General features: G+C 67.4%; 22 protein-coding genes. 14 read left to right on the forward strand and 8 right to left on the reverse strand.

The annotated features are described in order from the left end of the window. Positions 1-265: 265 nt before the first annotated feature. Together ACSMXV_RS30390 and ACSMXV_RS30395 are read right to left on the reverse strand one after the other, a co-directional pair. Positions 266-1,006: a class I SAM-dependent methyltransferase gene (locus ACSMXV_RS30390; protein WP_473174341.1), complete on the reverse strand. Its 741-nt coding sequence runs from the start codon at positions 1,004-1,006 to the stop codon at positions 266-268. A gap of 213 nt (positions 1,007-1,219) precedes the next feature. Further along, positions 1,220-1,726 carry a hypothetical protein gene (locus ACSMXV_RS30395; RefSeq protein ID WP_473174342.1) on the reverse strand — a complete coding sequence of 169 codons (507 nt, stop codon included), beginning with the start codon at positions 1,724-1,726 and terminating at the stop codon, positions 1,220-1,222. Positions 1,727-2,349: 623 nt separating this feature from the next. On the opposite strand from ACSMXV_RS30395, the gene ACSMXV_RS30400 reads away from it, so the two are divergent. The 4 genes from ACSMXV_RS30400 to ACSMXV_RS30415 all read left to right on the forward strand — a co-directional run bounded on the left by ACSMXV_RS30400 (position 2,350) and on the right by ACSMXV_RS30415 (position 6,797). Further along, entirely contained in the window at positions 2,350-2,703 is a 354-nt protein-coding gene (locus ACSMXV_RS30400; protein ID WP_473174343.1) for a DUF4333 domain-containing protein, read from the forward strand. A gap of 327 nt (positions 2,704-3,030) precedes the next feature. Beyond that, positions 3,031-3,630 (forward strand): hypothetical protein, encoded by a 600-nt coding sequence (locus ACSMXV_RS30405; protein ID WP_473174344.1) that lies wholly within the window; start codon positions 3,031-3,033, stop codon positions 3,628-3,630. After that, entirely contained in the window at positions 3,627-5,726 is a 2,100-nt protein-coding gene (locus tag ACSMXV_RS30410; RefSeq protein WP_473174345.1) for a M48 family metalloprotease, read from the forward strand. The genes ACSMXV_RS30405 and ACSMXV_RS30410 overlap by 4 nt, the downstream gene beginning before the upstream one ends. Before the next feature lie 168 nt (positions 5,727-5,894). Then, on the forward strand, positions 5,895-6,797 hold the full coding sequence (locus tag ACSMXV_RS30415) for an alpha/beta hydrolase family protein (RefSeq protein ID WP_473174346.1): 903 nt from the start codon (positions 5,895-5,897) through the stop codon (positions 6,795-6,797). 274 nt (positions 6,798-7,071) lie between these two features. Here the strand turns inward: ACSMXV_RS30415 and ACSMXV_RS30420 are convergent, their stop codons facing one another. Then, positions 7,072-8,646 (reverse strand): CBM35 domain-containing protein, encoded by a 1,575-nt coding sequence (locus ACSMXV_RS30420; protein WP_473174347.1) that lies wholly within the window; start codon positions 8,644-8,646, stop codon positions 7,072-7,074. A gap of 868 nt (positions 8,647-9,514) precedes the next feature. On the opposite strand from ACSMXV_RS30420, the gene ACSMXV_RS30425 reads away from it, so the two are divergent. The 3 genes from ACSMXV_RS30425 to ACSMXV_RS30435 are packed head-to-tail and all read left to right on the forward strand — an operon-like array spanning position 9,515 to position 11,543. Further along, positions 9,515-9,838, forward strand: a complete 324-nt coding sequence (locus ACSMXV_RS30425; protein ID WP_473174348.1) for a type VII secretion target — start codon at positions 9,515-9,517, stop codon at positions 9,836-9,838. A 2-nt stretch (positions 9,839-9,840) separates the two neighbouring features. Continuing rightward, positions 9,841-11,103 (forward strand): amidase domain-containing protein, encoded by a 1,263-nt coding sequence (locus ACSMXV_RS30430; protein ID WP_473174349.1) that lies wholly within the window; start codon positions 9,841-9,843, stop codon positions 11,101-11,103. After that, complete coding sequence (locus tag ACSMXV_RS30435; protein WP_473174350.1) at positions 11,103-11,543, forward strand: hypothetical protein; 441 nt, start codon at positions 11,103-11,105, stop codon at positions 11,541-11,543. The genes ACSMXV_RS30430 and ACSMXV_RS30435 overlap by 1 nt, the downstream gene beginning before the upstream one ends. A 161-nt stretch (positions 11,544-11,704) precedes the next feature. Here ACSMXV_RS30435 and ACSMXV_RS30440 read toward each other — a convergent pair whose 3' ends face one another. Genes ACSMXV_RS30440 through ACSMXV_RS30450 form a run of 3 tightly spaced genes read right to left on the reverse strand, consistent with a single transcriptional unit; the run spans position 11,705 to position 13,871 of the window. Beyond that, positions 11,705-12,280, reverse strand: a complete 576-nt coding sequence (locus ACSMXV_RS30440) for a hypothetical protein (RefSeq protein ID WP_473174351.1) — start codon at positions 12,278-12,280, stop codon at positions 11,705-11,707. A gap of 41 nt (positions 12,281-12,321) precedes the next feature. Then, positions 12,322-13,623: a putative T7SS-secreted protein gene (locus ACSMXV_RS30445; RefSeq protein WP_473179108.1), complete on the reverse strand. Its 1,302-nt coding sequence runs from the start codon at positions 13,621-13,623 to the stop codon at positions 12,322-12,324. Next, the gene (locus tag ACSMXV_RS30450; RefSeq protein ID WP_473179243.1) at positions 13,569-13,871 is read right to left on the reverse strand and encodes a hypothetical protein; all 303 of its coding nucleotides are present in this window, start codon (positions 13,869-13,871) and stop codon (positions 13,569-13,571) included. The genes ACSMXV_RS30445 and ACSMXV_RS30450 overlap by 55 nt, the downstream gene beginning before the upstream one ends. A 384-nt stretch (positions 13,872-14,255) precedes the next feature. Between ACSMXV_RS30450 and ACSMXV_RS30455 the strand changes: the two genes are divergently transcribed. Continuing rightward, positions 14,256-14,624, forward strand: coding sequence for a hypothetical protein (locus tag ACSMXV_RS30455; protein WP_473174352.1), 369 nt, complete (start codon positions 14,256-14,258; stop codon positions 14,622-14,624). A 108-nt stretch (positions 14,625-14,732) separates the two neighbouring features. Here the strand turns inward: ACSMXV_RS30455 and ACSMXV_RS30460 are convergent, their stop codons facing one another. Beyond that, the gene (locus tag ACSMXV_RS30460; RefSeq protein ID WP_473174353.1) at positions 14,733-15,314 is read right to left on the reverse strand and encodes a hypothetical protein; all 582 of its coding nucleotides are present in this window, start codon (positions 15,312-15,314) and stop codon (positions 14,733-14,735) included. A 189-nt stretch (positions 15,315-15,503) separates the two neighbouring features. Between ACSMXV_RS30460 and ACSMXV_RS30465 the strand changes: the two genes are divergently transcribed. From ACSMXV_RS30465 to ACSMXV_RS30480, 4 genes are read left to right on the forward strand one after another with little or no spacing between them, the layout of a single operon-like run. Further along, positions 15,504-15,830, forward strand: coding sequence for a hypothetical protein (locus ACSMXV_RS30465; protein ID WP_473174354.1), 327 nt, complete (start codon positions 15,504-15,506; stop codon positions 15,828-15,830). Further along, a complete protein-coding gene (locus tag ACSMXV_RS30470; RefSeq protein WP_473174355.1) occupies positions 15,830-17,116 on the forward strand; it encodes a putative T7SS-secreted protein in 1,287 nt (428 codons plus the stop codon). Before ACSMXV_RS30465 ends, ACSMXV_RS30470 begins: the two co-directional genes overlap by 1 nt. After that, positions 17,113-17,820, forward strand: coding sequence for a hypothetical protein (locus ACSMXV_RS30475; protein WP_473174356.1), 708 nt, complete (start codon positions 17,113-17,115; stop codon positions 17,818-17,820). The genes ACSMXV_RS30470 and ACSMXV_RS30475 overlap by 4 nt, the downstream gene beginning before the upstream one ends. 26 nt (positions 17,821-17,846) lie before the next feature. After that, a complete protein-coding gene (locus tag ACSMXV_RS30480; RefSeq protein ID WP_473174357.1) occupies positions 17,847-18,449 on the forward strand; it encodes a hypothetical protein in 603 nt (200 codons plus the stop codon). A 115-nt stretch (positions 18,450-18,564) separates the two neighbouring features. On the opposite strand, the gene ACSMXV_RS30485 is transcribed toward ACSMXV_RS30480, so the two are convergent. Further along, positions 18,565-19,038 (reverse strand): hypothetical protein, encoded by a 474-nt coding sequence (locus ACSMXV_RS30485; protein WP_473174358.1) that lies wholly within the window; start codon positions 19,036-19,038, stop codon positions 18,565-18,567. Positions 19,039-19,499: 461 nt separating this feature from the next. Here ACSMXV_RS30485 and ACSMXV_RS30490 point away from each other — a divergent pair, with 461 nt between their 5' ends. Both ACSMXV_RS30490 and ACSMXV_RS30495 read left to right on the forward strand, forming a co-directional pair. Then, the gene (locus tag ACSMXV_RS30490; RefSeq protein WP_473174359.1) at positions 19,500-20,321 is read left to right on the forward strand and encodes a hypothetical protein; all 822 of its coding nucleotides are present in this window, start codon (positions 19,500-19,502) and stop codon (positions 20,319-20,321) included. 142 nt (positions 20,322-20,463) lie between these two features. Continuing rightward, entirely contained in the window at positions 20,464-20,751 is a 288-nt protein-coding gene (locus ACSMXV_RS30495; protein ID WP_181866079.1) for a WXG100 family type VII secretion target, read from the forward strand. Positions 20,752-20,792: the final 41 nt, after the last annotated feature.

Below are 20,792 nucleotides of genomic sequence, written 5' to 3' on the forward strand. Positions count from 1 at the left end.
CTTTGTAACCGGTCCTTCGTGGGCAGCTGAGCCCACAGCGCCCGGTGGAAGTGACGTCACATCCAACCGGCACGCGGCACGTGGCACGCGGCACACGCACACCAACCAGGCGAACCTTCCGGTCGCAGGGGGCGTTCTGGTCCGATCACCTGGTCCGGATTGTGGTCAGCAGAGGCTCGTGCAGCCGCACCGATGTGGCCTGGGGCCTCCAGCCCAGGCGGCATCCATCTCCTCGGCGGGTTCGTCGCCGGCGCCGGACCCGACCTCAAACCCGGCTGACCTCAGGGCGCCGTGCGACGAAGACGAACTCCCGCCCTGGCCGATCGGGCGCATCGCGTACGTTTTCCACCACATACCCTTGCGCGACCAGCTGCGTCTCGACTTCCTCCCGCTCGCGGAAACGCAACGTCGAATCCGACGTCAGCACCTGCCCGTCCGCGGCGAACACGTAGGTCCAGCGGAACGTCACCAGCGGCCCACTCACCTCGATCAACTGGACCCAGCTCTCGACTCCGCCGACGCCCGGGATCTCCGTCACGGCGTACGAAGCCTCGCGGTTCCACTCCTCCCAAGCGCGCCTGGCCGGATCCCGGGTCTCGAACACCAGATGTCCCCCGGGCCGCAGTGCTTCGTAGGCGCCCTGCAGGGTCCTCTGCCAGGCCTGCGGGTCGATGATGGCCTGGGCTACGTTCGCCGTCATGGTCGCAAGGTCGACCCGCAGCGGCGGAAGTGCTGCCGCATCACCGCATATCCAGCGCACCCGCTCGCTGCCCGGCTTGCCTCGGGCCACGTCGATGGACGCCTGGGCGGGATCGACACCGACGACCTCGATCCCACGATCAGCCAGCAGGAGTGCGAACACACCCGTCCCGCAGCCGATATCCAGCACCTGACGCGCCCCGAACTCCTCCGCCATGCGGACGTACGCATCGAGATCGCTGCGATCAGCATCGAGCGGGTCATAGATTACGGCGAGCCGCGGATGTCCGAAGCACTCGTCAGCCATGCAGGCGAAGCTATACGGAGCCGACGCTCAGCCGCTGCCCAGTTTGTGGGGTGGACACGTAGAGACACCGTGTCCGTGCGGCGCTGAGTACGCCATCGCGTCCTGTCCGGTGCGCCGTGGCATCGGGCGTACTCTTCGCCCTGCCCCGCGACGACGCCCTCCGGGTCGTCCTCGCGGGACGAGCCACCGGGTAGCCCCGCGCCCGCGGAGGACTCAGGCCCGGCGGCCCCTGTTGCCGACGGCGTAGGCGAGGCCCCAGGCAGAGGCTGCGGCGACCACCAGGCCGAGCAGGGAGATCCACGTGGTGCCGCTCTGGCTTCCCCACCAGAGCTTGGCAGGGAGGAAGGTGTCCCACTGCACCATGTCCGCAACGGCACGGGGCGTTTCGCTCTCGGCGATGATGAGCGGAATGGCGTTGGTGTAGCCGAAGAAAGCGCCGAGCGGGGCGATGACGGCCGCGCCGATCCGTGCGCCGTTGCTGCGGCGACCCACCAGGCCGACCAAGGCGCCGACGACCACTCCGTTGAGGAGAGCGTGGGCCACGTAGAGGGTGTGGGCGGTGGTCTGCGACTGGTCCTTGTACGTGGCCAGGATGAGACCGCTGTAGATCAGCGAGACGACGACCGAGGCGAAGAACCCGAGGAGGACCGCACCGACCGGGTTGCCCGCATTCGTCTGGTGCCCGAAGGGGGGTGCCTCGTACGGCGGTCCGGCCTGCATCGGTTGGATCGGGGGCCGGCCTGGGGCAGGAGGTGGGCCGGCCTGCATCGGCGGTTGCCCCGAGACTGGCGGTTGTCCGGGCTGCGCCTGGGGCTGCCCCGGGACGGGCGGCGGGCCAGGGTGCATCGAGGGCTGCCCGGGCGGTATCGGGGGCTGACCAGGTACAGGCGGTGGGCCGAACCCCGGTTGCTGCTGGGGCGGGGCGGGCTGGCTGTACGGGTTGTAGGGGTTGTGCTGTGGCGGCTGCGGCGGAAACTGCGGCTGGCTCATTGATCCCCCACGGAGCGAACTGGCAGGCGGAGCAAAGTTATCAGCGAGGTCAGCGCGAACTGATCCGGGCCGGAGCGGGTGATGGGCGATGGTCGCTCCAATGTCCCTCGTCCCAGGGCCAGTTGGCTCCCCAGTTACGGAGGTGTCGATAGCGGTCGGCTGCTCCTCCAGCGCCGCCACCGCCGTGACCGGGTCCATGCTGATCCCCTCGGGGCCGCGGTCGAAGGGCTCACCGGCGGTTCCGTTGCTTACTCCGGATCATGCCAGGGAGTCAAGTTCATCTGCCTGGAGCAGCCCTGCCCAGTAAGCTCCCCCGGGTCTTCTTACCTTGATCACTCGGGCCGGAGCTCACCATGACCATGACTCGGTTGTCCAGAGCAACCTCGATCCTCTCGGCCGTAGCCGCCGGCGTGCTGCTCGTCGGCTGCTCGGCCTCAGTCGAAGTGGGAATGGCCGAGCCAAAAATGTCTGCGGACAAGCTGGCCACCACGGTCGCCGAAAAGCTCGCCGCCACAACAGGTCAGCCGACGCCGGACATCACCTGTCCCGAGGACCTCGTCGGCAAGGCCGGCACCACCACCCGGTGCACGCTCACCGCAGACGATGGCAGCACCTTGGGTGTGACGGTCACTGTGTCCTCTGTCGAGGGAGACCAGATCAACTTCGACATCAAGGCCGACGACACGGCTTCCCCGGCTCCAAACTGATCACTGATCAGGGACCCGCGATGTCCTGTGCCAGGACTCGGAAAGTTCCGGCATGCCTACCGGTCGTACCGAGACGCCGCACCGGAGCAACCGATGGGGGATGCCACAGACGCCTGGGCGTACACCCTGGGTGTGACGCGCGGCGGTTTCGCCGCTGACTGCTCTGGGGTATATGGGGATGCGCCACCGTACAGTTGCGCTCGGGCATTCATGTGTCACCGCGGGCAGCCGGGTTCCAGGAAGTGTGGCGGTCCCCCCGTCGTTGGGAAGGCCGGCCCGGTGCGGCTGCCTGATCACCACTGACGTGTCGTTACGGGGAGGCCATCGATGCGGGACCAGTACGACCGGGAAGCCGCGAACCGGCTGGCGCGCGCGGTGCTGGCGGGAAGGGAGCTCAACGAAGTCGCGGGACTTGGCGCCCGCGCTGAGCTGGCAGACTTCGACCTGATCGCCCGTAGTTTCCACAACACCCCGCAACGCAGGCGCCGTTGGCGCACGCGTCGGCCGGAGCCGCTCGGATTCGGCGTCGACGGGATCACCTCGGCAGTCACGGCACTGGTCCTGGCGATCGCCGTCGACACGCTGAGCCAGCTCGCCGCGGAACGCGTCAACCGCTCGGCGAACCGCTTCGCTTCCTGGTTCCGGCGCGTCCTCCTGCGGCGGCCCGGCCCGTCGCCAGAACCCGGCCCCGAACCCGGCCCAGAACCGGGACGCCGGGAAGACACCATCTCGTTGACCCCGGCCCACATGCAGAGGATCCACCGCATCGCACTCCGGCACGCCCGGCGTATGAGCGTCCCGGCACAGACCGCGGAGGCGATCGCCAACGGGATCGTCGCGGAACTGGCCATAGCGCCCGCGGCGCGGAACACCCCTGTGAGTGCCGCGGACCCGGGTGAAGAGGAGACCGGCGGGGCCGCGTCGTGACCGCTGCCGCGGTCGAGCGGCGGGGCGATCCGTTCGCGGTGCCGTCCGGCACGAGCCTGCGCTTCGCGCTGCTGATGCTCAGCACGACCGCGGTGGTGATGATGGCGGCGACCGGACGTATCGCCTCCCTGCTGACCGGCGACGATGTCATGCGCCGCATCGCCGCCTATCAAGCCTGCTGGGAGCGAGAGCACCGGCGGTGGGACGGCTTCCCATCCGGCGACCGGCCGTCAGCAGCGGAGGTGTGCGGTGCGGACCCGCGCGTGGTGCAGCTGTGGGTACCGACAACCGCCGTCCTCGTCTTCTGGGCGCTCGTGTTCGTCATCTACTGGTTCCTGCCGGCCTGGCGGATCCGCCATCGTCGCTACGTGCCGCTGGTCGACGAACTCCCCGAGGTGGCAAGGGCGTTAGAGGAGCTGCGTGACAGGTCGGGCACTGAGCCCGTCTCCTGGTACGCGGAGCCGCTCAACCCGCGGGTCTCCGCGCTGGCATTCGGCCGATGGCGACGCAGACACATCGTGCTCAGCGGCGGACTTCTCGCTCTACGGACCAGTCGGCCGGAGACCTACGAGGCTGTGCTCCTGCACGAACTCGCCCACATACGCAACCGCGACGTCGACATCAGCTTCCTCACCATCGTCGTCGGCCGGGTCGCCCTGCCCGTGCTCCTGTTCTCCCTGCCCACAGGCATCGGCTGGCCGCTGATCTGGAACCGCACCATGGGTTCCTTCGCGGAAGGTGCCGCCGGCTCACTCCAGATCCTCTGCCTGCTCGTCGTGGTCCCGCTCGCTCGCCGGGCGGTCCTGCGCAGCCGTGAATTCTACGCCGACGCCCGCGCCCAGCAGTGGAGCATCTCGCCCGATGCCCTGCGTTCGCTCTTCGACAAGCGGGACACCAGGCGTCGGCTGTCAGGCGGCCTGCTACGGGTGCACCCCACCCCGGCCCGGCGGCTGGCCATGTTCGAGAACCCCGAGCCCTTGTTTCGCAGTGGCTTCTGGGAGATGGCCGCCGTCGGCTGCGTCCTCGGCGTGCTGTACACCGAACTCAATGGCACGTATGTGCTGAACTCCGCGCTGGGGGACCGGGCCGACGCCGTTTCGGGAGTGCTGGCCCACGCCTTGGTCGGAACGCTGTGTGCGGCGGTCGTCGGATTCCTTGCGCTGCGCGCCGACGAGGGGTTCCCTGGGGCGGCGTCGCCGGCCCTGCGGGCTCCCGCCTGGGGGCTGGCCTGCGGCATGGCGCTGGGCGGCGGCGTGGCCAATGGGACCATCATGTTCGCGCTCGCCACCACGGACCAGAACGGTGCCGGTTTCCTGCTGTGGACCGGACTGCTCGCCCTCGCCGCGTTCCTCGCGGGGCGGTGGATGTCCCGAACGGTCCGCCTGTGGCGGCGGGCGCTGCCACACCGGCGGCGGCCGATGCTGACGCTGTGCGGGCTCGTCGTGGCCGCGGGCGTGATCTTCGCCTGCGTCCTCCAATGGCTGTTGGAACTGATGGTCACCCAGCCACTGATGGCGACGGTCGTCGGCCGGGGCACACCGGAGGCCGCGACCTTCGTTCTGGGTGCCGTGACCGGTGCCGGGATCAGGGCGCCGTACCTGCTCTGCGCGGTGACTCTGGCAGCCCTGCTCCTGTTGCTGGGGCAGGCGGCGGCGTACGGCGGGCCGCGCCGCGACCTGCGCCTCACCCTGGGCGGGGGCGTGCGCTGGGGGCTGTGGCTGCTGGCGGGGGTGATCCTTCTGGGATTCTCCGGGCTCTACGTCCTGGGCCTGCTCATCGTTCCCGGCGCCCTGCTCGTCCTCGTCGTCCGGACCGGCCGACTGCCCCGCGAAGGCGGGCTAGCCTTCGCCCATGCGGTGTTGGCCGGCAGCCTCGCCGGTGTTCTCGCCCTCGGCGGCGCGGGCATGGTCCTTGCGCTGACCGGCTGCGGGGTGGGGCAGTGCTACAGACCCGACCTGTACGGCACGGCCGCCTTCACCGCGCTGAGCGTGCTCCTCGCGCTGGTCATCGCGGTATGCGTCCCCTCGGTACGCAAAGGGCGGACGCCGCGCGGGGCCCCAGGGGCCGGCAGATCGTCGCACGGACCTGTCTGGTGATCCAAGCGGCATGGCCGAAGCGCGACTCGACGGCGTCCCCTGCGGATGAGTTGCCGTCCGCGGCCGCAGGAGTCAGCTGACCGGCGCCGTTGAGGGCAGCCGGCTGGCGAGAACAGTCGCGGTCCCTTGCCACTGGTTGCTGTGGCGCTTCGATGTCACTATTCCGTGGTGGAATTGGTGATCGATGCCCATGGAGCAGAACTTCCCGCCACCTTGACGCTGCCGGACGGCCCTGCGCGGGGTGGACTCATTCCGCTGCACGGGTCGCACTGCGGCAACCGTGACTTCGTCCTGTACGAGCATCTATCGGAGGTCCTGCCTGCACAGGGGATCGCGGTGCTGCGATACGACCGGCGTCCGTCCCGCCTAGGTGTCGATGTCCCGTTCGTCGATCAGGCCGCCGATGCGCGGGCCGCCATCTCCGTGCTGCGCCGGCATATCGGCCATGCGGCGATCGGCCTTTGGGGCTTCAGCCAGGGCGGTTGGGTCGCGCCACTGGCCGCCGCGACCTGGCCCGACGAGGTGGCATTCCTGACCCTGGTTTCGCCCTCCGGGGTAAGCCCCGGAGCGCAGATGCGCTACGGCCTGGCGCAGCAGCTGCGGAACAACGGGTTTGCCGACTGCCTCGATGAACTCAGCCGGTTCCAGGACGCCATGGCGGCCTATCTGCGCGGGCAGAGCGATGCGGAAACCATCCGTGAGGAGTTCGCCAAGGCCGCGAGCCAACCGTGGTGGCCCCTCCTCGGCTACGACTTCAGCGACGACCTGTACAACGCCCCTCCGGGGGAGCTGTGGGTCGACATGGACGCCGACCTCACCTCTTCATACGAAGCAGTTCGCTGCCCGGTCCTCACCTTCCACGGCGAGACCGACCAGTGGCTGTCGATCGACGAGAGCATCGGGATCTGGCGCGAAGCCAGCGCGAAGTCCGGCAGACCCGCGCCCGAGGTCATACGACTGCCCGGTTGCGACCACGTTCCCACCATCCGCACAGGAGACACGACGCGCATCAGCCCCACCTACGAAAAGGCACTGCTCGACTGGCTGAACCGGCCGGAACTCCTCGGCTGACGGAAGCTCTCGGATCCACACAGATAGCTCACAGCTGCAGCAGAGGCCGGATACTCCCAGGGCACTGCGGTCGCCGTGAGCCCGAGAGCTGCCGTTTGATGGGCGCCGCTGCGGCCTGGCCGGCCTGGTCGGCCCATCCGGACGAACCGGATGGGCCGACCAGGGTCATCGCCGATCTCGCCGATCTCGCCGTTCTCGCCCCCCCGGCAGGATCGGCGGCATGGCCGGGTGCTGGAGTGCCGGCACGGGGCGACACGCTGGGCGACGGGGTCGGTTACGGCGTCACCTGACTGCCGCCGAAGGTCACTACCAGGCGGCCGTCCGCGGCGAAGGACCAGCCGAGGGCACCGGCATACGAGGAGCACCGGGAGCCGTTCGTTCCGGACCAGAACTGGTTCGTGCTGTCGGCGTCGCCGATGATCCTGTCGTTCGTTCCGCTGCCGCTGCGGCACGAGGTGTTGTTGCGGAACACCGAGGTGCCCGCGTCGAAGTTGAAGTTGCGTTCGGTGTTGTCGATGCTGACGTTGTTCGAGATCGACATCGTGCCGGGGTTGCTGTTGTAGGTGAACCCGTGCTTGCCGTTGTCGTAGGCGATGCTGCGCCGGACGACATGGTTGATCGGGACGTCCTCGCCGCCGAGCTTGTAGCCGTTGCGGTCGCCGTTGCCGGCCTGCGAGCCGTCGCTGAGGGTGCCGTTCTCGTAGGCGAGGGAGTCCTCGATGGTCACCGCGCCGATGGGGTCCTCGTCGGCGTAGGTATAGAGGTCCCAGCCGTCGTCGATGTTGTTGTGGGAGACGGCGTAGCGGAAGACGTTCCCGGGGCCGGAGGTGAGCTTCGCGGCGAAGCCGTCGGCGTCCTCGCCGTCGGAGTCGGCATTGTCGTGCGATACCGCGCTCAGGATGAGGTTGTTGGACGGCCACTGGTCGTGGGGGGTGGTGGAGGCCATGCGCGACAACTGCAGCCCCGTGTCACGGTTGAAGCGCGTCACCGTGCGCTCGAAGACGTTGTTGCTGCCGCCGACGAAGATCCCGTTGTCCCCGGCACGTTCGACGACGACGCCCTTGACGTGCCAGTACGAACCGTTGACGGCAAGCCCGCGGTTCGACGAGGACTCGCTCTGGGCCGAGAAGTTCAGCACCGGGGTCTCACCTGGGTAGGCGGCCAGTTCCGTGCGGTCGCTCGACGTGCCGTTGTTGCCCGCCGGGATGGTGACCGTCTGCGAGTGGTTGTAGGTCCCGCCGCGCATGTAGATCGTCCCGCCGGGCGTGATGCGGCTGATCGCCGAGGTGAGCGTCGTCGGGGCCGCCTGCGTTCCGGCCGCGCTGTCCGTGCCGTTCGGCGCCACGTACAGCGCGGTGCTCGACGGCGGCGGGGTGGTGTCGCCCGTCTCGACGTCCATGTAGTCGATATTGGGCAGGCCGGCGGAGGTGGTGGGGTCGAGCCGGATGGTGTTGCTGCCCGCGTTCAGCGACACGGTCAGGGCCTTGGTGGTCCAGGTCGACCAGGCGCCGGTGGCCTCGAAGGACGGCGTCTGGACCGTGGACCCGTTGACGATCAGGCCGGCAGGGCGCGCGGTGGTGGTTCCGTTGGCGAAGCGGACGCTCAGTGTCGCCGTGCCTGAGGTGGCGGCATTCACTGTTAACTGTGCGTAGGCGCCGACCGCGTTGGTTCCGTTGCAGAATCCGCTTCCGGAGTAGCCGGCCCAGTCGGAGTCGATGGTGCCGGTGCAGACTGCAGGGGAGTTCTCGGCCTCGTAACGGGTGGACGCGGCCTGCGCCGTGGTGCCGGACAGCGCGACGAGCGCGCCGGCCAGCAGGCCGACGCACGCGGTGACGGGTCTCGGTTGCATCGTTTGTCTCCAGGTTGGTTGGCTTGCCTGATCAGGGGTTTCAGAGGTTCGGGGCAAGGAGCGGTCGGGGAACTGCGCGGTGGTTGGCGGCCGGCGCCGGTTCGTGACGTTGACGTTCGGGTCCACCCCGCGCGGCAGGTGATGCCGTGCCGGACGGGGCAGCACACACGGCACCGGCAGCGCGGTGCTCACGGGACTGTCGTCGGCGCGGCGAGCGGGTACCGCACACAGGACTGTCGTCGGCGCGGCGAGCGGGTTCCGCGTCGGACCGCTCTTCCCGCGCGTTCCTCCAGCGGTGAGAGCGCGGGGGCGATCGGGCCCGGAGCCAAGAGTGCAGACGCATGGAGCCGACCCCTTTCTGTGGCGGTTCCGGGTGTCCATGCGGCCCGTTCGACGGCATGAACGGGTCGGAGAGCCGGAGACCGCATCCGGGTGGGGAAAGCGCTTTCTTCGGACGCTAAGGGCCTTGCCGTGAACGCGTCAATAGACTTGTACTTGATTCTTATTCACGAACATGAACGACTGAAGGTCGCGGTGGCGACGTTCTGTCCAGGCGCCCGTACCGGAGCCGGCCGGGCCGGGGCAGGCACCCCGCATGGACGTGGCGTGTGAGTGTGCAGGTTCAGAGGAGAACTGTGGAAAGTTGACGGCGGCGAGACCCGGGCCGCCGGCCTCTGCGTCTCCCTGTCCGGCGGGCGCTACTGGTGATGCTGCCGGGGCATGGCATGGCCGTGCATCGTGTGATCGATGGCCAAGGGCTCGCGTGGGCCCAGGAGATCGGATGCGCCGGAGGGTCCGTAGGATGCCCGGGGTATTCGAACGAGTTCGCCGATTCCATCAACGGTCAAGCACATCGGGGGAGTTGCCCATGGGAGACATCGATATCAACGCCGCGCGGGTACGCGCCGCGGCTGACGACACCGAGTCCCTGTCCCAGACGGTCATGAAGCGCCTCAGCCATTCCCTCGACACCAGCGACGAGGTGTACGGCTCTCACTACGGGAACGGCTGGGAGAGCCCGGTCCAGCTCAAGGTCTGTGCCCTGAAGTGGGAGGAGCACATGGTCTCCCTCGCCAAGAAGATGGGCGAGCTCAGCCAGAAGCTGCGGGAGTCCGCCGACGGGTACGACCGCGCGGACGCCGAGGCCGAGTCGCGCCTGCGCGCCGGGCTGCGCGACCTCGGGAGGGCCTGACCATGGTCTCGTACGAGGGGATCAACAACGCCCTGCCGAAGAAGTGGGCGGATGCCGCCGACGAATGGCACGCCCTCGCCAAGTACTCCCTGGACGCTGCGAAGGACCTGCGCGAGTACGGCGCCAAGCCGCTGGCCGACAACTGGACCGACGAGGTCGGTGCCACCGCGGCCGCCGAGTTCGAGCTGCTCGCCAACCAGCTGGAGGCGGCGTACGACATCCTCCTCGCCGTCAACATGGTCGCCGACGGCATGACGACGACCATCGAGACCGCGCACAGCACCATGCGGGCGGCGGTGGACCTCGCGGGCCGCTACGGCCTGGAGATCGGCGTCGACGGGACGATCACCGGCCCGCCCCCGCGCAACCGCATGGAGGCCGAGGAGATGGGCCCGTACCGCGCCGAGGTGCAGGACCTCATCGACCAGGCCGTGGAACAGGTCACGACCGCCGACAAGCTGGCCGCGGCCGAGTTCGCCAAGCTCGCAGGCCAGACGGGCGTCACCGACCCCAGCAAGGCGCTCAACGACCTCCAGACGCACGCCTCGCACGTCCAGATGAAGATGCTCGCGGGTGACATCCCGGTGGGCGAGGACCCGACCACGGTCCGCCAGTGGTGGAACGGCCTGACTCCCCAGCAGCGCAAGGACATGATGCTGGCCCAGCCGGTCACGATCGCCAACCTGGACGGCATACCGGCCGATGTGCGGCAGGAACTGCGCGGCAACGGCAAGTACGACCGAGTGAAGCTGGTCGAGTACGCCCTGGCCAACTGGAACAAGGACGACCCGACCGACTTCGGCAACAACTGCACCAACTTCGTCTCCAACGCCCTGCTGCACGCGGGAATGAAGGAGAAGACCAGCTTCTGGGAGGGCACCTCCGGCGACGACACCTGGATGATCGGAAACCGCACCGGTGTCGACTCGGTCGACAAACGGCTCGCCTACTCCGACACCTGGGCCGCCGCCGAGAACCAGCAGAACTTCATGCTCAGGCACGGCGGCACCGAGGTCCCGCGCTCCGACGTGAAGCCGGGCGACATCATCTACTACGAGCAGTCCGGCCCCAACGACTCGATCGAGAAGGGCAACACGCACCACGCGGCGATCGTCACCGCGGTGATGCCGGACGGCGAGATCAAGTACACCCAGCACAGCGACTCGTACCAGAACGTGAGCCTGGAAGGCCGGCTCCCCGCGACCGAGAAGCACGAAGGACAGCAGAACGTACGGATCGTCCGCCCCAACCCGGACTGGTACTGATGAGCACACACACGCATCCCACGACGGCCGCCGCTGCCCCCGCCCCCTCGTGGCGCCGCTGGTCCCTGCTGGTGCCGGCGCTGGTGGTCGCCTCGGCGGGGCTGCTGGCGGCCCACTTCTCCTTCGAGGGCGACACCTTCCAGGACTGCCGGTACCTGGGCCCGTCCACGCGGATGTACGTCACCGCCTGGGCCGGCCCGGTGTGCGGCCTGGCAGCCCTGCTGCTCCTGCTGGCCCTGCGCCGCGGCGCACACCGGCGGGGGCAGCGGCCGGGGGCGGTGTGGCAGGGGCACGTGGCCATGGCCGCCGTGTGCCTCGTCCCCGTACTGCTCCTGGTGCAGTTCGCGGCGCTCTACTGGGTCTACGAGCCGGACCCCTCGGGGGGCCACGACTGCTCCGGCCTGACGCTGGTCCACGACCGGGCTGCTGCAGATCACTGAGCGCCGGAAGGGGATGTGCCGGCCCGCCGTGCACCGGCGCAGGCCTGGCGCGCGACCTGAGTGCCATGTGCATGTGCTCGTGGATGAGCCCCTCGCGGAATCACGTTCGCGAGGGGCTCATTTACGAGTGCCGAGGCGCCGTGGCGCCGTGGCGCAGAAACCTACGCTGTAGCAGGGGCCGCCGGGCGAAAAGACCGGACGAACTCCTTGAAGTCGTCCGCGACCGCGTCAAGCTGACTCGGTTTGGCCGTCAGGGCGAGCTCGATCACCGCGCGCTTGGACGGATCGTGCACATCCTGCATGACCAAATACACCTGGCTCTGCACCAGATCCAAGGGCCACCCGCGCAGCGTGGTGGAGATACGGAGGGTTTGGGTGAACCCCGGCGCCTCCGGTGTCCCTACGTGAGTCCGCTTGGCGACGCGCACCGTCGCCGCCTCACTCAGCCGCTGGACCGACTCGTCGGCGATCGTAAGCAATTCACCTGCATACGTGGCGAAGTCACCGCCGTACGTGGCCAAGTCACCTTCGCCCGTGGCCAGGTCACCTTCGCCCGTGGCCATGTCACCTTTGCCGCGGAGCTTGCCGGCGATCGTGATATTCGCGGTGAACCCGTCCCGCGAATCGGGGTGGAGGGCAACGAAAGCCACTCCTGGGGCTCCCACCTCATCGGGGGGCGCCGACTGCCAGCCCTCCGGCAGTGAGAACTCGACCTTTACCGGCAGCGTGGTCGCCATGGTGGATCAACTCCCTCAGTGTGCGGAATTCGAGGCTGGTGTCAGCCGAAGGGGTTGAGCGATTTCACCCCGTCGCCGATCGCGTCGAGGCCGTCGCCGACTGCGTCCGCCGCATCGCCGGCCGTATCGGCTACCTTGTCCGGATCGATCTCGATCTGCGTGGAGACCTTGGCCCCGAGGCCGAGTCCGAGGCCAAGCTCTCCGCCGACGACGAACTTGCCGTCCTTCATACCGGCATCCACGGCGGCTGCGGCACCGGCCCCTGCCCACCCCTCGGCGGTGACACCGGCCCCGATACCGCCGACGTCGACGCCGGCGCTCACGGTCGCTTTGGCGCCCGCAAACGCCTCACCGCCGATGTGTAAGCCGTCCTTGCCCACGGAGGCTTTCGCCGACCCTTCAGCACCGACGAATCCCGAGGCCTGCCCCTTGGCGCCGATGATGCCGTACTGGGCACTGCCCTGTGCGGACCCCTTTGCAAGGTAGGCAGAACCGCTCGCTTTGGCCTCGAATGTGCCGTTGCTGAGGGACGCCCCCACTGTGCCTTCCAAGCCGAGCGCTTTGATATCGGCGCTCCCGGAGAGGAGAGCACTCCCCACCATGGTCCTGCCCTTGGCCCCGGCCTCCCACAGCTTCGCTTCGTCGGTCGCCTCGGCCAGCTTCATGGTCCAGGCTTGGCTCCTGGGCGTGGAAGCGGGCTCCTCGGATCTCTGACCCATGTTCCACTTCCTCTGATCGCTCAGAGGATCGGATGCATGGTGAGTGCGGCTGAGGGCGGTCTGCCCCGATGTGGGTCTCTGCTCGGCCAGATCGCTTGCCTTTGCCAGCCAATCCGGTGCATCGGAACCCGAGCCGGCCAGCTCGGCCAGCCTCTTCTTCGCCGATTCGCCTTCATGCTGCACCTGCTGCCGGGCGGCCCTCAGAATCTCCTCGGCCTGGCTGCGATCGCCGCTGTCCCACAGGGCGATCGCCTCCCTTGCCTGCTGCTGCGCGTTGCTCAGCGCCCCGGCGTAGCTGCTGATCACCGAGGCCGCGCCCGACATCGCATCAGAGGCGCGCAACCAGTTCCGCTTCTCGCCGGAGAACTTGTCCCAGAAGGCGTCGCTGGCCTTTCCTGTCCAGCCGGGTACGCGTACGCGGCCCAGTCCCGTCCCGACGTCCTCGAATGTGCCGGACTGTTTCCTGAGCGACCGGGAGATCTCCTCCAGGGAATCCGCTGCGCCAGGGATGAGCTCCTTGGGGTCTGTGGTCGTGCCCAGCTGTGCTGCCATGTCTGTCCCCCCGTCCTTTACATCAGGCCCGCGCGATGCGGACTCAGCAGGTGCCCCGCATCGGTATCCGATCGTGCGTAGTTGTCGGCCATGGCGTTGAGCATCTCCACCGCGGAGTTCGCACGGCTGCGGAGAATGAGATAGGCGATCTGCCACGTAGTGGAGAATCGGGCGAATTCCTCGGAGAGGCCCGAGTGGCCGACGGCTCCCGAATCCTTGCTCAGCGCTTCGAGATCTATGTCTGCTGCCGGGTTCAAACATTTGAGAATGCTCGAAGCGCCACTATTGAGAACTTCCGGATCGGCGCGAAAGCCATCCATGCTCGGATCACCGCCCCCTGAACAACTGCACGAAAAGTCAGGCAAGTTGGCCCTGCCGACGGCGGACAGTATCACCATTGACGATCAGTCAGGCGGGGTGAGCTTCTCGAGTTGTGGCGTCCGTAACTCGCCCTGTAGGTTCGCGAGTTGCGCAGGTCGCCGCACGGCGCCGCCCGTTCCCATGTGGCTGAACAAGGTAGGTGGACCGACGGTGTCGAACGGGTAAACGAGTGCACTCGAGTTCGAATCAATGCGACTTTCGACTTCGCCGCACAGCTCGGGAATTGGTCAGAGACGTGGCACTTGCCCGCTGTATTCCCCAACCTGCGATGCCGTTCTCAGGGTGCGGATTTCGTCGCGCCGTCAATCAAGGGGGTCTTCTTCATGCGTTTGGCAACCGTAATTCTGCTGCTTGGTGCCCTACTCGGAGTCGCGCCGACCGCTGCTGCGTACGCGGCGCCGTCGGGCGACTCCGCGCCGCACGTCGCAGTAGGGCGTGGCGGGCACAGCAGCGGCCACGGCGGTTACAGCAGCGGTCACCGTGACTTCAGCGGCGGTGGCCTCAGCAGGCTGGAGCTCGGCAAAGGCCCCCGGAAGGGCGGCAGCTACGGAGATACGGACGGAAACTCGCACAACGTCAAAGGCGTGTGGGTTGTGATGCTCGTCCTCGGCGTCTTCCTGCTGGTCGGCGTCATCTTCGCCGTCGTGTTCGCCTGGATCAAGGTGGAGGAACGCCGCCGGCAGGCCGGCTGACGGCCCACTCCCCGGTGCGCGCCTGGGGCGGCGCTCGCCGCACAACGGTCGGTCAGGACGGGGGGGCTCGTCAGTGCTTCCCCGCTCGCGTGGACGCGACGCACTGCGTCACGGGCGGGGCTGCACCTCCATGAGCCGGGTGCCGCCCGGGAGGGCGAGGACTCCGTGTCCTTCGACATCCCCGGCGTACCAGGCGCCCTGCTCCATGGCTTCCGGCCAGCGGCGCCGGTGGATCGAACCGCGGGCCGACATGATGCCGCTCAGCTCGCCGGTCTCGCCCTCGGGGCGGAGCTGCAGCTGAACGGGCACGCCGCTCGCGCCCTTGAGCAGGGGGTGCTTGCGCGCTGCCGGGATCGGGCGCCACGGGGCCGCCTCGAGAATGCGCCGGATGCGCTTGATGGAACGCAGCGCGCTGACGTCGAGGTAGAGGATGACGAGATAGGCGAGAAACGTCAGGCTCACGATCAAGCCGAGAACGCCTTCCCCGGTGTCGGACATGGAGATGACATCGAACTCCTGGAGCAGACTGGGCGCGAGGGACGACGTCACCCAGAGGATGGTCCAGAGCGACAGGCGCGCGATCACCCTGCGGCGGGCGTTGACCCAGGTAGCCCGAGTCCCTGGATGGTCGAAGGCCACCTTGCCCAGGGGGACTCGGCTCTCCCGCCCTTCCGCTGGTGCTCCCCGCATGCCGCCCTCCGGATTCACAACACGTCCACACTTCGTAGCGCTCGGCCGGCACTGCACGCCCAGGCGCGATTTCTGATCTGGCTTTGCTCGCACCTTAGTCTGTCGCTGCGTCAGCGCCACGGGGGTTGTCTGTTCTGTCCCCCTGGATGCCATTTGATCGCTTCGCCGCAATTGAGAAGGGGGTCGTTTGTGGGGCAGGAATTCAAGGTCGATCTTGACCATTTGAAGTCATTTGGTGACACGTTGAAGCGATCGGTAGAGGAGTTGGAGGGCGCGCGCAAAGCGCTCTCGCATGTCCGTGCCGACCAGATCGGAACGGTGCGCCTGGACGAGGCCTGTGACACGTTTCAGGACAGATGGCAGCATGGGACCGAGGAGTTGAAGGAGCTGATCAAAGCGGTCGGCGAGGGCGTGGAAACAACCATGCTGAGCTACAAGAAGTTTGAAGCCGAGCTGTCGCAGGCCCTCAAAAAGATGGAGGAGACGGCGGCCACGAATGCAGGGGGGAACCGCTGATGGCTGCTAATCCGTATCCCAGCCTCGGCTGGAATCCCGTGCCCGGCGTACCCGAAGAGGTTTCCGCGCTGCATCAGAAGGTGAAGTCGGCGGCGGAGACGCTGGACAACTGCCACCGTCAGATCGAGAGTCTGCTCGCTGCCAGCTCCAGCTGGGAGGGGGACGCGGCGTCCGCTTTCCGGGAATCTCTCGATGGCGACCTCAAGGAGTACATGAGGAACGCTGGGAGGTCGCTGGGGAAGGCCGCAACGTGGCTCGGTCAATGGGACGGCGATCTGGCGTCGCACCGTGACCTGGCCAAGAAGTACGACGACGCCGCGCGAGAGAAGAAAGCTGCGGCCGACAAGGCCCAGCAGCGTCATGACGAGGCGAGCAAGAACCCGGACCTCAAGCTTGGCGGGAAGCAGTATCCCAGCCAGGAGGAGGCCGACGCCGCGACGGCGCGTCTGCGAGCCGCCGAGGGCGCCCTGAACGAAGCCACTACCAGCCTCAACAACGCCACCACCGCGTACAACGACGTCATCAAGAAGGCGCGTGAGCTGGAGGGGGAGCACACCCAGCGGTCCGAGTTCATCGCCGGCAAGCTGGACGAGGCCGACGACAAGCTGGCTCCGAAGGAGCCCGGCTGGCTCAGCAAGACCGTTCAGACCATCGGTGACGGCATTGCGTGGGTCGGCAAGCAGATATGGGAGCACGCCGGCACCATTGGGGCGATCGCCGGTCTGCTGGCGCTCCTGCCAACGCCGGCCGCGCCGATCTTTGCGGCGATCGCGGTTGGCGCGAGTGCGCTCGCCATGGCCAAGAACCTCTCGAGTGAGGACTTCAGGGACGCCCTGACGGGTGAGTACGGGTTGAAGGAACAGGCATTCGCCGTGGGCTCCATGGTCGGTGACGGTCTGGGCATGGTGCCTGGGGTCGGCGCCCTCGCCAAAGCGGGAAGCGAAATGGGGATGGCGGCGGCGCTTGCCCGAGAAGGCGGAGAGGCGATGTCGCTCGGGTCGAAGTTCGCCAAGTTCGGCAGTGAAATCGTCCCCGCCTTCCAATTCAAGGCGCTTGATGCGGCGACGGATCCCAAGGTCGGGATGCTCCAGTACTCCATCCAAGGTGTCAACATAGTCGGGAACACGGCATCGTCACTGGAGACCCTCGGCGTCCTTCCGAAGGATGGCCCCGGGCATGATGCCGCCGAAGCGACGAAGATAGGCGCTGCCTCGACGGGGCTGAAGAGTGGCGTCATTCAAATCATGGATGATCTGGGTGACATGGTAACGGGGATTCGACTGTGAACGGCTTTCTGGATAACGCGCCGCCCGAGCTCAAGCCGAAGTTCTGGTACGGACTCCCGTACGGGTACCTGAAGTTGGACCTCCAGCCGTCAGCTGAGGGACTCCAGGAGGTCGCGCGGCAAATCAATGAACTTCCCCGTGAACTCCGCGACCGCGCCGAGCAGGTGTTCCGTCTGTACGCCATCGTCGTGACCATGCTGCAGAAGCAGCAGGTTCAGGGTTGCGCACTCGGAATGCACCCCGACGACAACGGGAGCCCTTCGCTGTCCGTCCTTACGGTTTCCACGCTTTCCACGCCGGAGGGAAACCCCAAGGCTGCGCTCACTCAGATGCTAGCGGGCGCCGGGACGGGCCCTGATAACGGCGTTGTGCCGGTGAAACTACCCGTTGGCACGGGGTTCCTGATGGAGTCGGAACGGCGCACGGTGGCGCCGAGCGCTCCCCCCGAGGGTCAGGAGGAGCCCCTGGAGGGAACTGTCTGGCAGGGAACGGTGGCTATCCCGGACACGCGCTCCTCGTCGGTCATCACTGTGCAGTTGGTGACACCGTCGGTAGAGCTCGCTGACGACTACCGTGGAGTGCTGGTGGGTGTCGCCCACACAGTCACTTTCACTGACCCGGTGGCCCCGACCGAAGCGACCAGCAGACCCGGGCCGTTCACGGCACCCGGCTCAGGACCGGAGGAAAGGAGTCCATTCGGATGAAAACGGGTGAGCACGGAGGAAACGCCATGTCAGACATCACTCCGGTGCTTTATGCGACGGACGGCACTGACTTCAGGGGGGCGCTGAAGTATCACTACGGCATCGCGCTGAAGCGATTCGCGAAATTCGGCCTTCCCTGTGCGGCCATGTTTGTTCAGATGTACATGTGGCCGATGGAATATCGCGGATACCTGCTGCCGATTGCCATCGTGGGACTCCTCGGGTTCGTGTTCACTTCGATCCTCTTCTACGCGCGCACGTCCGTGATCTGGAACTGCTCGCGGGTCTTCCGTACGTACCCGTTGGAATTTCGTGGGTCGCTTGAGAAGGTGAAGCTGGAGAGCCGGAAGCTGTACCTGCGCTTCGGTAAGCAGGCTGACCAGTCAGTGACGATGCTCGCTAAGGATCCTCTCGGGCGCGCAGGGTGGCCCAAGGGCATGGTCGACGGCGTCTGGTTCGCCGGTGACGATCCGTTCGGAGGTGCGGCCATCGTGCCGGGCACCGGTGAGCTGCTCTTCATGCAGCCCAGTGAATGGGCGCTGGCTGCCGAGGCTCGCGACAACGCCGGAGAGGTCCGTATCAAGCAGGCCAAGCGTGCCGGCATCAAGCGGCCTGTGTCTTACCGGTAGTTCGACAAGCCCGGGGCTTGCCGATCACGCGCTTCGCGAGTGGCCATCTGTTGCGGGAACGAGCTAGCGGGCCTCAGACCGGTCTGGTGAGAGGCCTGCTGTGTCGTATCTCGACTCATCGCGGGGACGGAACCGGGTCGCGGTGGCTCAGTCGGACCGGGAACGCCTCCGGCATCCGGCGCCAGCCTTGGCCCATGAACTGGACCGAGCACCACGAACCATCGACGAAGCCGATCTCGTGGTTGCCGCCCACCACGTCGCTTCGGTCACGGATCCACGCCACGTTACGAAGGTCCGTGGCCCACCCGACCTCGACCGGGCGGCGCGCGCCCGTGAGGGAGTCCGTGCAGGACACGTACGCGAGCTGTAGGCGGTGGCCGGTGACCTGCATCTCCACGTCAGCGCCGTTCCTCGTCCGGGGCATGATGGCGCGCGCCAGGTGGCCGGCCATGCTGTTCCAGCCGCCGCGGAACGGCTTGCCCGGCTTCTTGTCCTCACGCCAGAAGAAGGCCTCGAACGGGTTCCACTTCTCCGGCGGGTACCACCGTGCGCGCCCGTTCGACCGACTCCCGGTTCCGGTCAGTTCCACTCATCCGAAACATCCCCTGCTGTCTTCACCACGTACGAAGCCTTCGTGTCCGTACGCTCGTCAAGGCGCAGCGAATCGGGCGAGCCCGTGGACGCGGCGAGCTCCTCGTCGTTGCGCTGGTGATCTCGCTCTCCAAACGGCCGCCGACTGGAGCCTCGCTGGTCCCGTATCGTGCCATGCTCGCGGTCCCGGGCGAGGCCGGGGAGGACGTCTCGTGACTCATCTGCATCCGAGGGTGTGAGCTGAACTTCCCCTGGGCTCTGTTGCCGCCAGCAGGCCCCGGCTCGCCACCGCCGTACGCAAGCACGGCATCAATCCCCTCACGGCCCTGCGCGACCTGTTCACCCACCATGAGCCCGACTGGCGTGGACGTGCAGGTTCAAGAACCCCGCGACGACGTGAACCGACCTCTGAGATCCTGTCGATCGTCATTGTCAACGCCATCGACAGTTTGGGCGGTCATGCACAACAACGGCCGGGAATGGGCCTCGCAGGATCAGCAGTCGCAGCGGTCTCAGCAGGCGTGGCAGGTGCAGCACCAGGCGCAGTCTCCGGCTCCCGGGCGCCACGGGGACGCCACCGCCCCGGCGCACGGGGACGCTCCCGCCCAGGCGCCGGCTTCCACGATCAAGATCAATAACAGAGCGCTGCACAAGTATGACCGGATGCCGGCCGGAAAGCAGACCGCCATCTGGCAGGCGGACCCGGGCGCGGATGGCGACCGGCTCGCGCACGTCCACGTGCCGCATGACGCGCCGAAGCGCGGGCGGACAGCACGGCCGCCGTTCACCGTGACCGGCCCGAACGGCGAGCTGCTGTGCTCAGTCCAGCCTGCCGGCGGCGGCGTGTACGACGTGTACGGAAGCGACGGCGACGCGTTGGGCCGGATCACGCGGAGCAGTGGACGGCTGCTGCCGTGGCCGCGCCGCGTCCGCTGGACCGTGCAGGCGGGCGGCGCCCCTGTGGGGCAGACGCTGACCGGGACTGTGGGGACCGGCAAGGGCTGGACGGCGATGGTCCTGCTTTCCCCGCTGTACTTCGTGGCATGGGCGATCATGGCTGCCCAGGGGCTGGTTCTGCTGTTGATCGGCGAGAAGGACGAGGCGAAGAAGGAAGCGGCCTGGGAGCTGGAGCCCCCGTCCCGTACGCAGTGGCGCGCTGCCGATGATCCGGAGGTCGCCATCGATTACCGGATCGGCGGCGTCTACCGCCTCGCATCACCGCGGCTGGACCAACGGCTGGCCTACGCTCAGGCCGTGCTGCACGTGTGGGACCGCGGTTGAGCCTGCTGTGCGCGCCCATGGCGCTTTGTGCGTGTCCATGCCACAAGTTCGTGACAGCGAACCATGCCGCGTAGCTGGTCAGTTGGGGCTCATATAGCCTGAACGGCGGTGATTCGATCACGGCTACGGGGAGGCGCACGGGATGGCGGACTTCAGGATCGATGTCGATCGCATGAAGACCATGCTCAACAGGCTGGACCAGGTGGACGACCGCATGCGCGGCGCCCAGGAGCGGCTGAACAAGGTGGGCCCCAAGGGTCTGGGCACGGACGGGCTCGACAACGCCTGCGACGGCTTCCAGGACGACTGGGGAGATGGCATCAAGCGGATCGCCGACTCCTCCAAGCAGCTGCACGAGGGGCTCAAGAAGACACTCGAGTCGTACCAGTCGACCGAGCAGGACCTGCAGAAGGGCTTCAGCCAGAAGTAGCCCTGGCTACCGCCGCTCCGACAATCCGAGTACTACGGGGA

This window comes from Streptomyces sp. DSM 42067, assembly GCF_055792885.1.

What these genes read in the sequence shown, in the direction of transcription:
- ACSMXV_RS30390 (WP_473174341.1), bottom strand. Translation starts at nt 1,006, where the DNA reads ATGGCTGACGAGTGCTTCGGACATCCGCGGCTCGCCGTAATCTATGAC.
- ACSMXV_RS30395 (WP_473174342.1), bottom strand. Translation starts at nt 1,726, where the DNA reads ATGCAGGCCGGACCGCCGTACGAGGCACCCCCCTTCGGGCACCAGACG.
- ACSMXV_RS30400 (WP_473174343.1), top strand. Translation starts at nt 2,350, where the DNA reads ATGACCATGACTCGGTTGTCCAGAGCAACCTCGATCCTCTCGGCCGTA.
- ACSMXV_RS30405 (WP_473174344.1), top strand. Translation starts at nt 3,031, where the DNA reads ATGCGGGACCAGTACGACCGGGAAGCCGCGAACCGGCTGGCGCGCGCG.
- ACSMXV_RS30420 (WP_473174347.1), bottom strand. Translation starts at nt 8,646, where the DNA reads ATGCAACCGAGACCCGTCACCGCGTGCGTCGGCCTGCTGGCCGGCGCG.
- ACSMXV_RS30425 (WP_473174348.1), top strand. Translation starts at nt 9,515, where the DNA reads ATGGGAGACATCGATATCAACGCCGCGCGGGTACGCGCCGCGGCTGAC.
- ACSMXV_RS30430 (WP_473174349.1), top strand. Translation starts at nt 9,841, where the DNA reads ATGGTCTCGTACGAGGGGATCAACAACGCCCTGCCGAAGAAGTGGGCG.
- ACSMXV_RS30435 (WP_473174350.1), top strand. Translation starts at nt 11,103, where the DNA reads ATGAGCACACACACGCATCCCACGACGGCCGCCGCTGCCCCCGCCCCC.
- ACSMXV_RS30440 (WP_473174351.1), bottom strand. Translation starts at nt 12,280, where the DNA reads ATGGCGACCACGCTGCCGGTAAAGGTCGAGTTCTCACTGCCGGAGGGC.
- ACSMXV_RS30450 (WP_473179243.1), bottom strand. Translation starts at nt 13,871, where the DNA reads ATGGATGGCTTTCGCGCCGATCCGGAAGTTCTCAATAGTGGCGCTTCG.
- ACSMXV_RS30455 (WP_473174352.1), top strand. Translation starts at nt 14,256, where the DNA reads ATGCGTTTGGCAACCGTAATTCTGCTGCTTGGTGCCCTACTCGGAGTC.
- ACSMXV_RS30460 (WP_473174353.1), bottom strand. Translation starts at nt 15,314, where the DNA reads ATGCGGGGAGCACCAGCGGAAGGGCGGGAGAGCCGAGTCCCCCTGGGC.
- ACSMXV_RS30470 (WP_473174355.1), top strand. Translation starts at nt 15,830, where the DNA reads ATGGCTGCTAATCCGTATCCCAGCCTCGGCTGGAATCCCGTGCCCGGC.
- ACSMXV_RS30480 (WP_473174357.1), top strand. Translation starts at nt 17,847, where the DNA reads ATGTCAGACATCACTCCGGTGCTTTATGCGACGGACGGCACTGACTTC.
- ACSMXV_RS30490 (WP_473174359.1), top strand. Translation starts at nt 19,500, where the DNA reads ATGCACAACAACGGCCGGGAATGGGCCTCGCAGGATCAGCAGTCGCAG.
- ACSMXV_RS30495 (WP_181866079.1), top strand. Translation starts at nt 20,464, where the DNA reads ATGGCGGACTTCAGGATCGATGTCGATCGCATGAAGACCATGCTCAAC.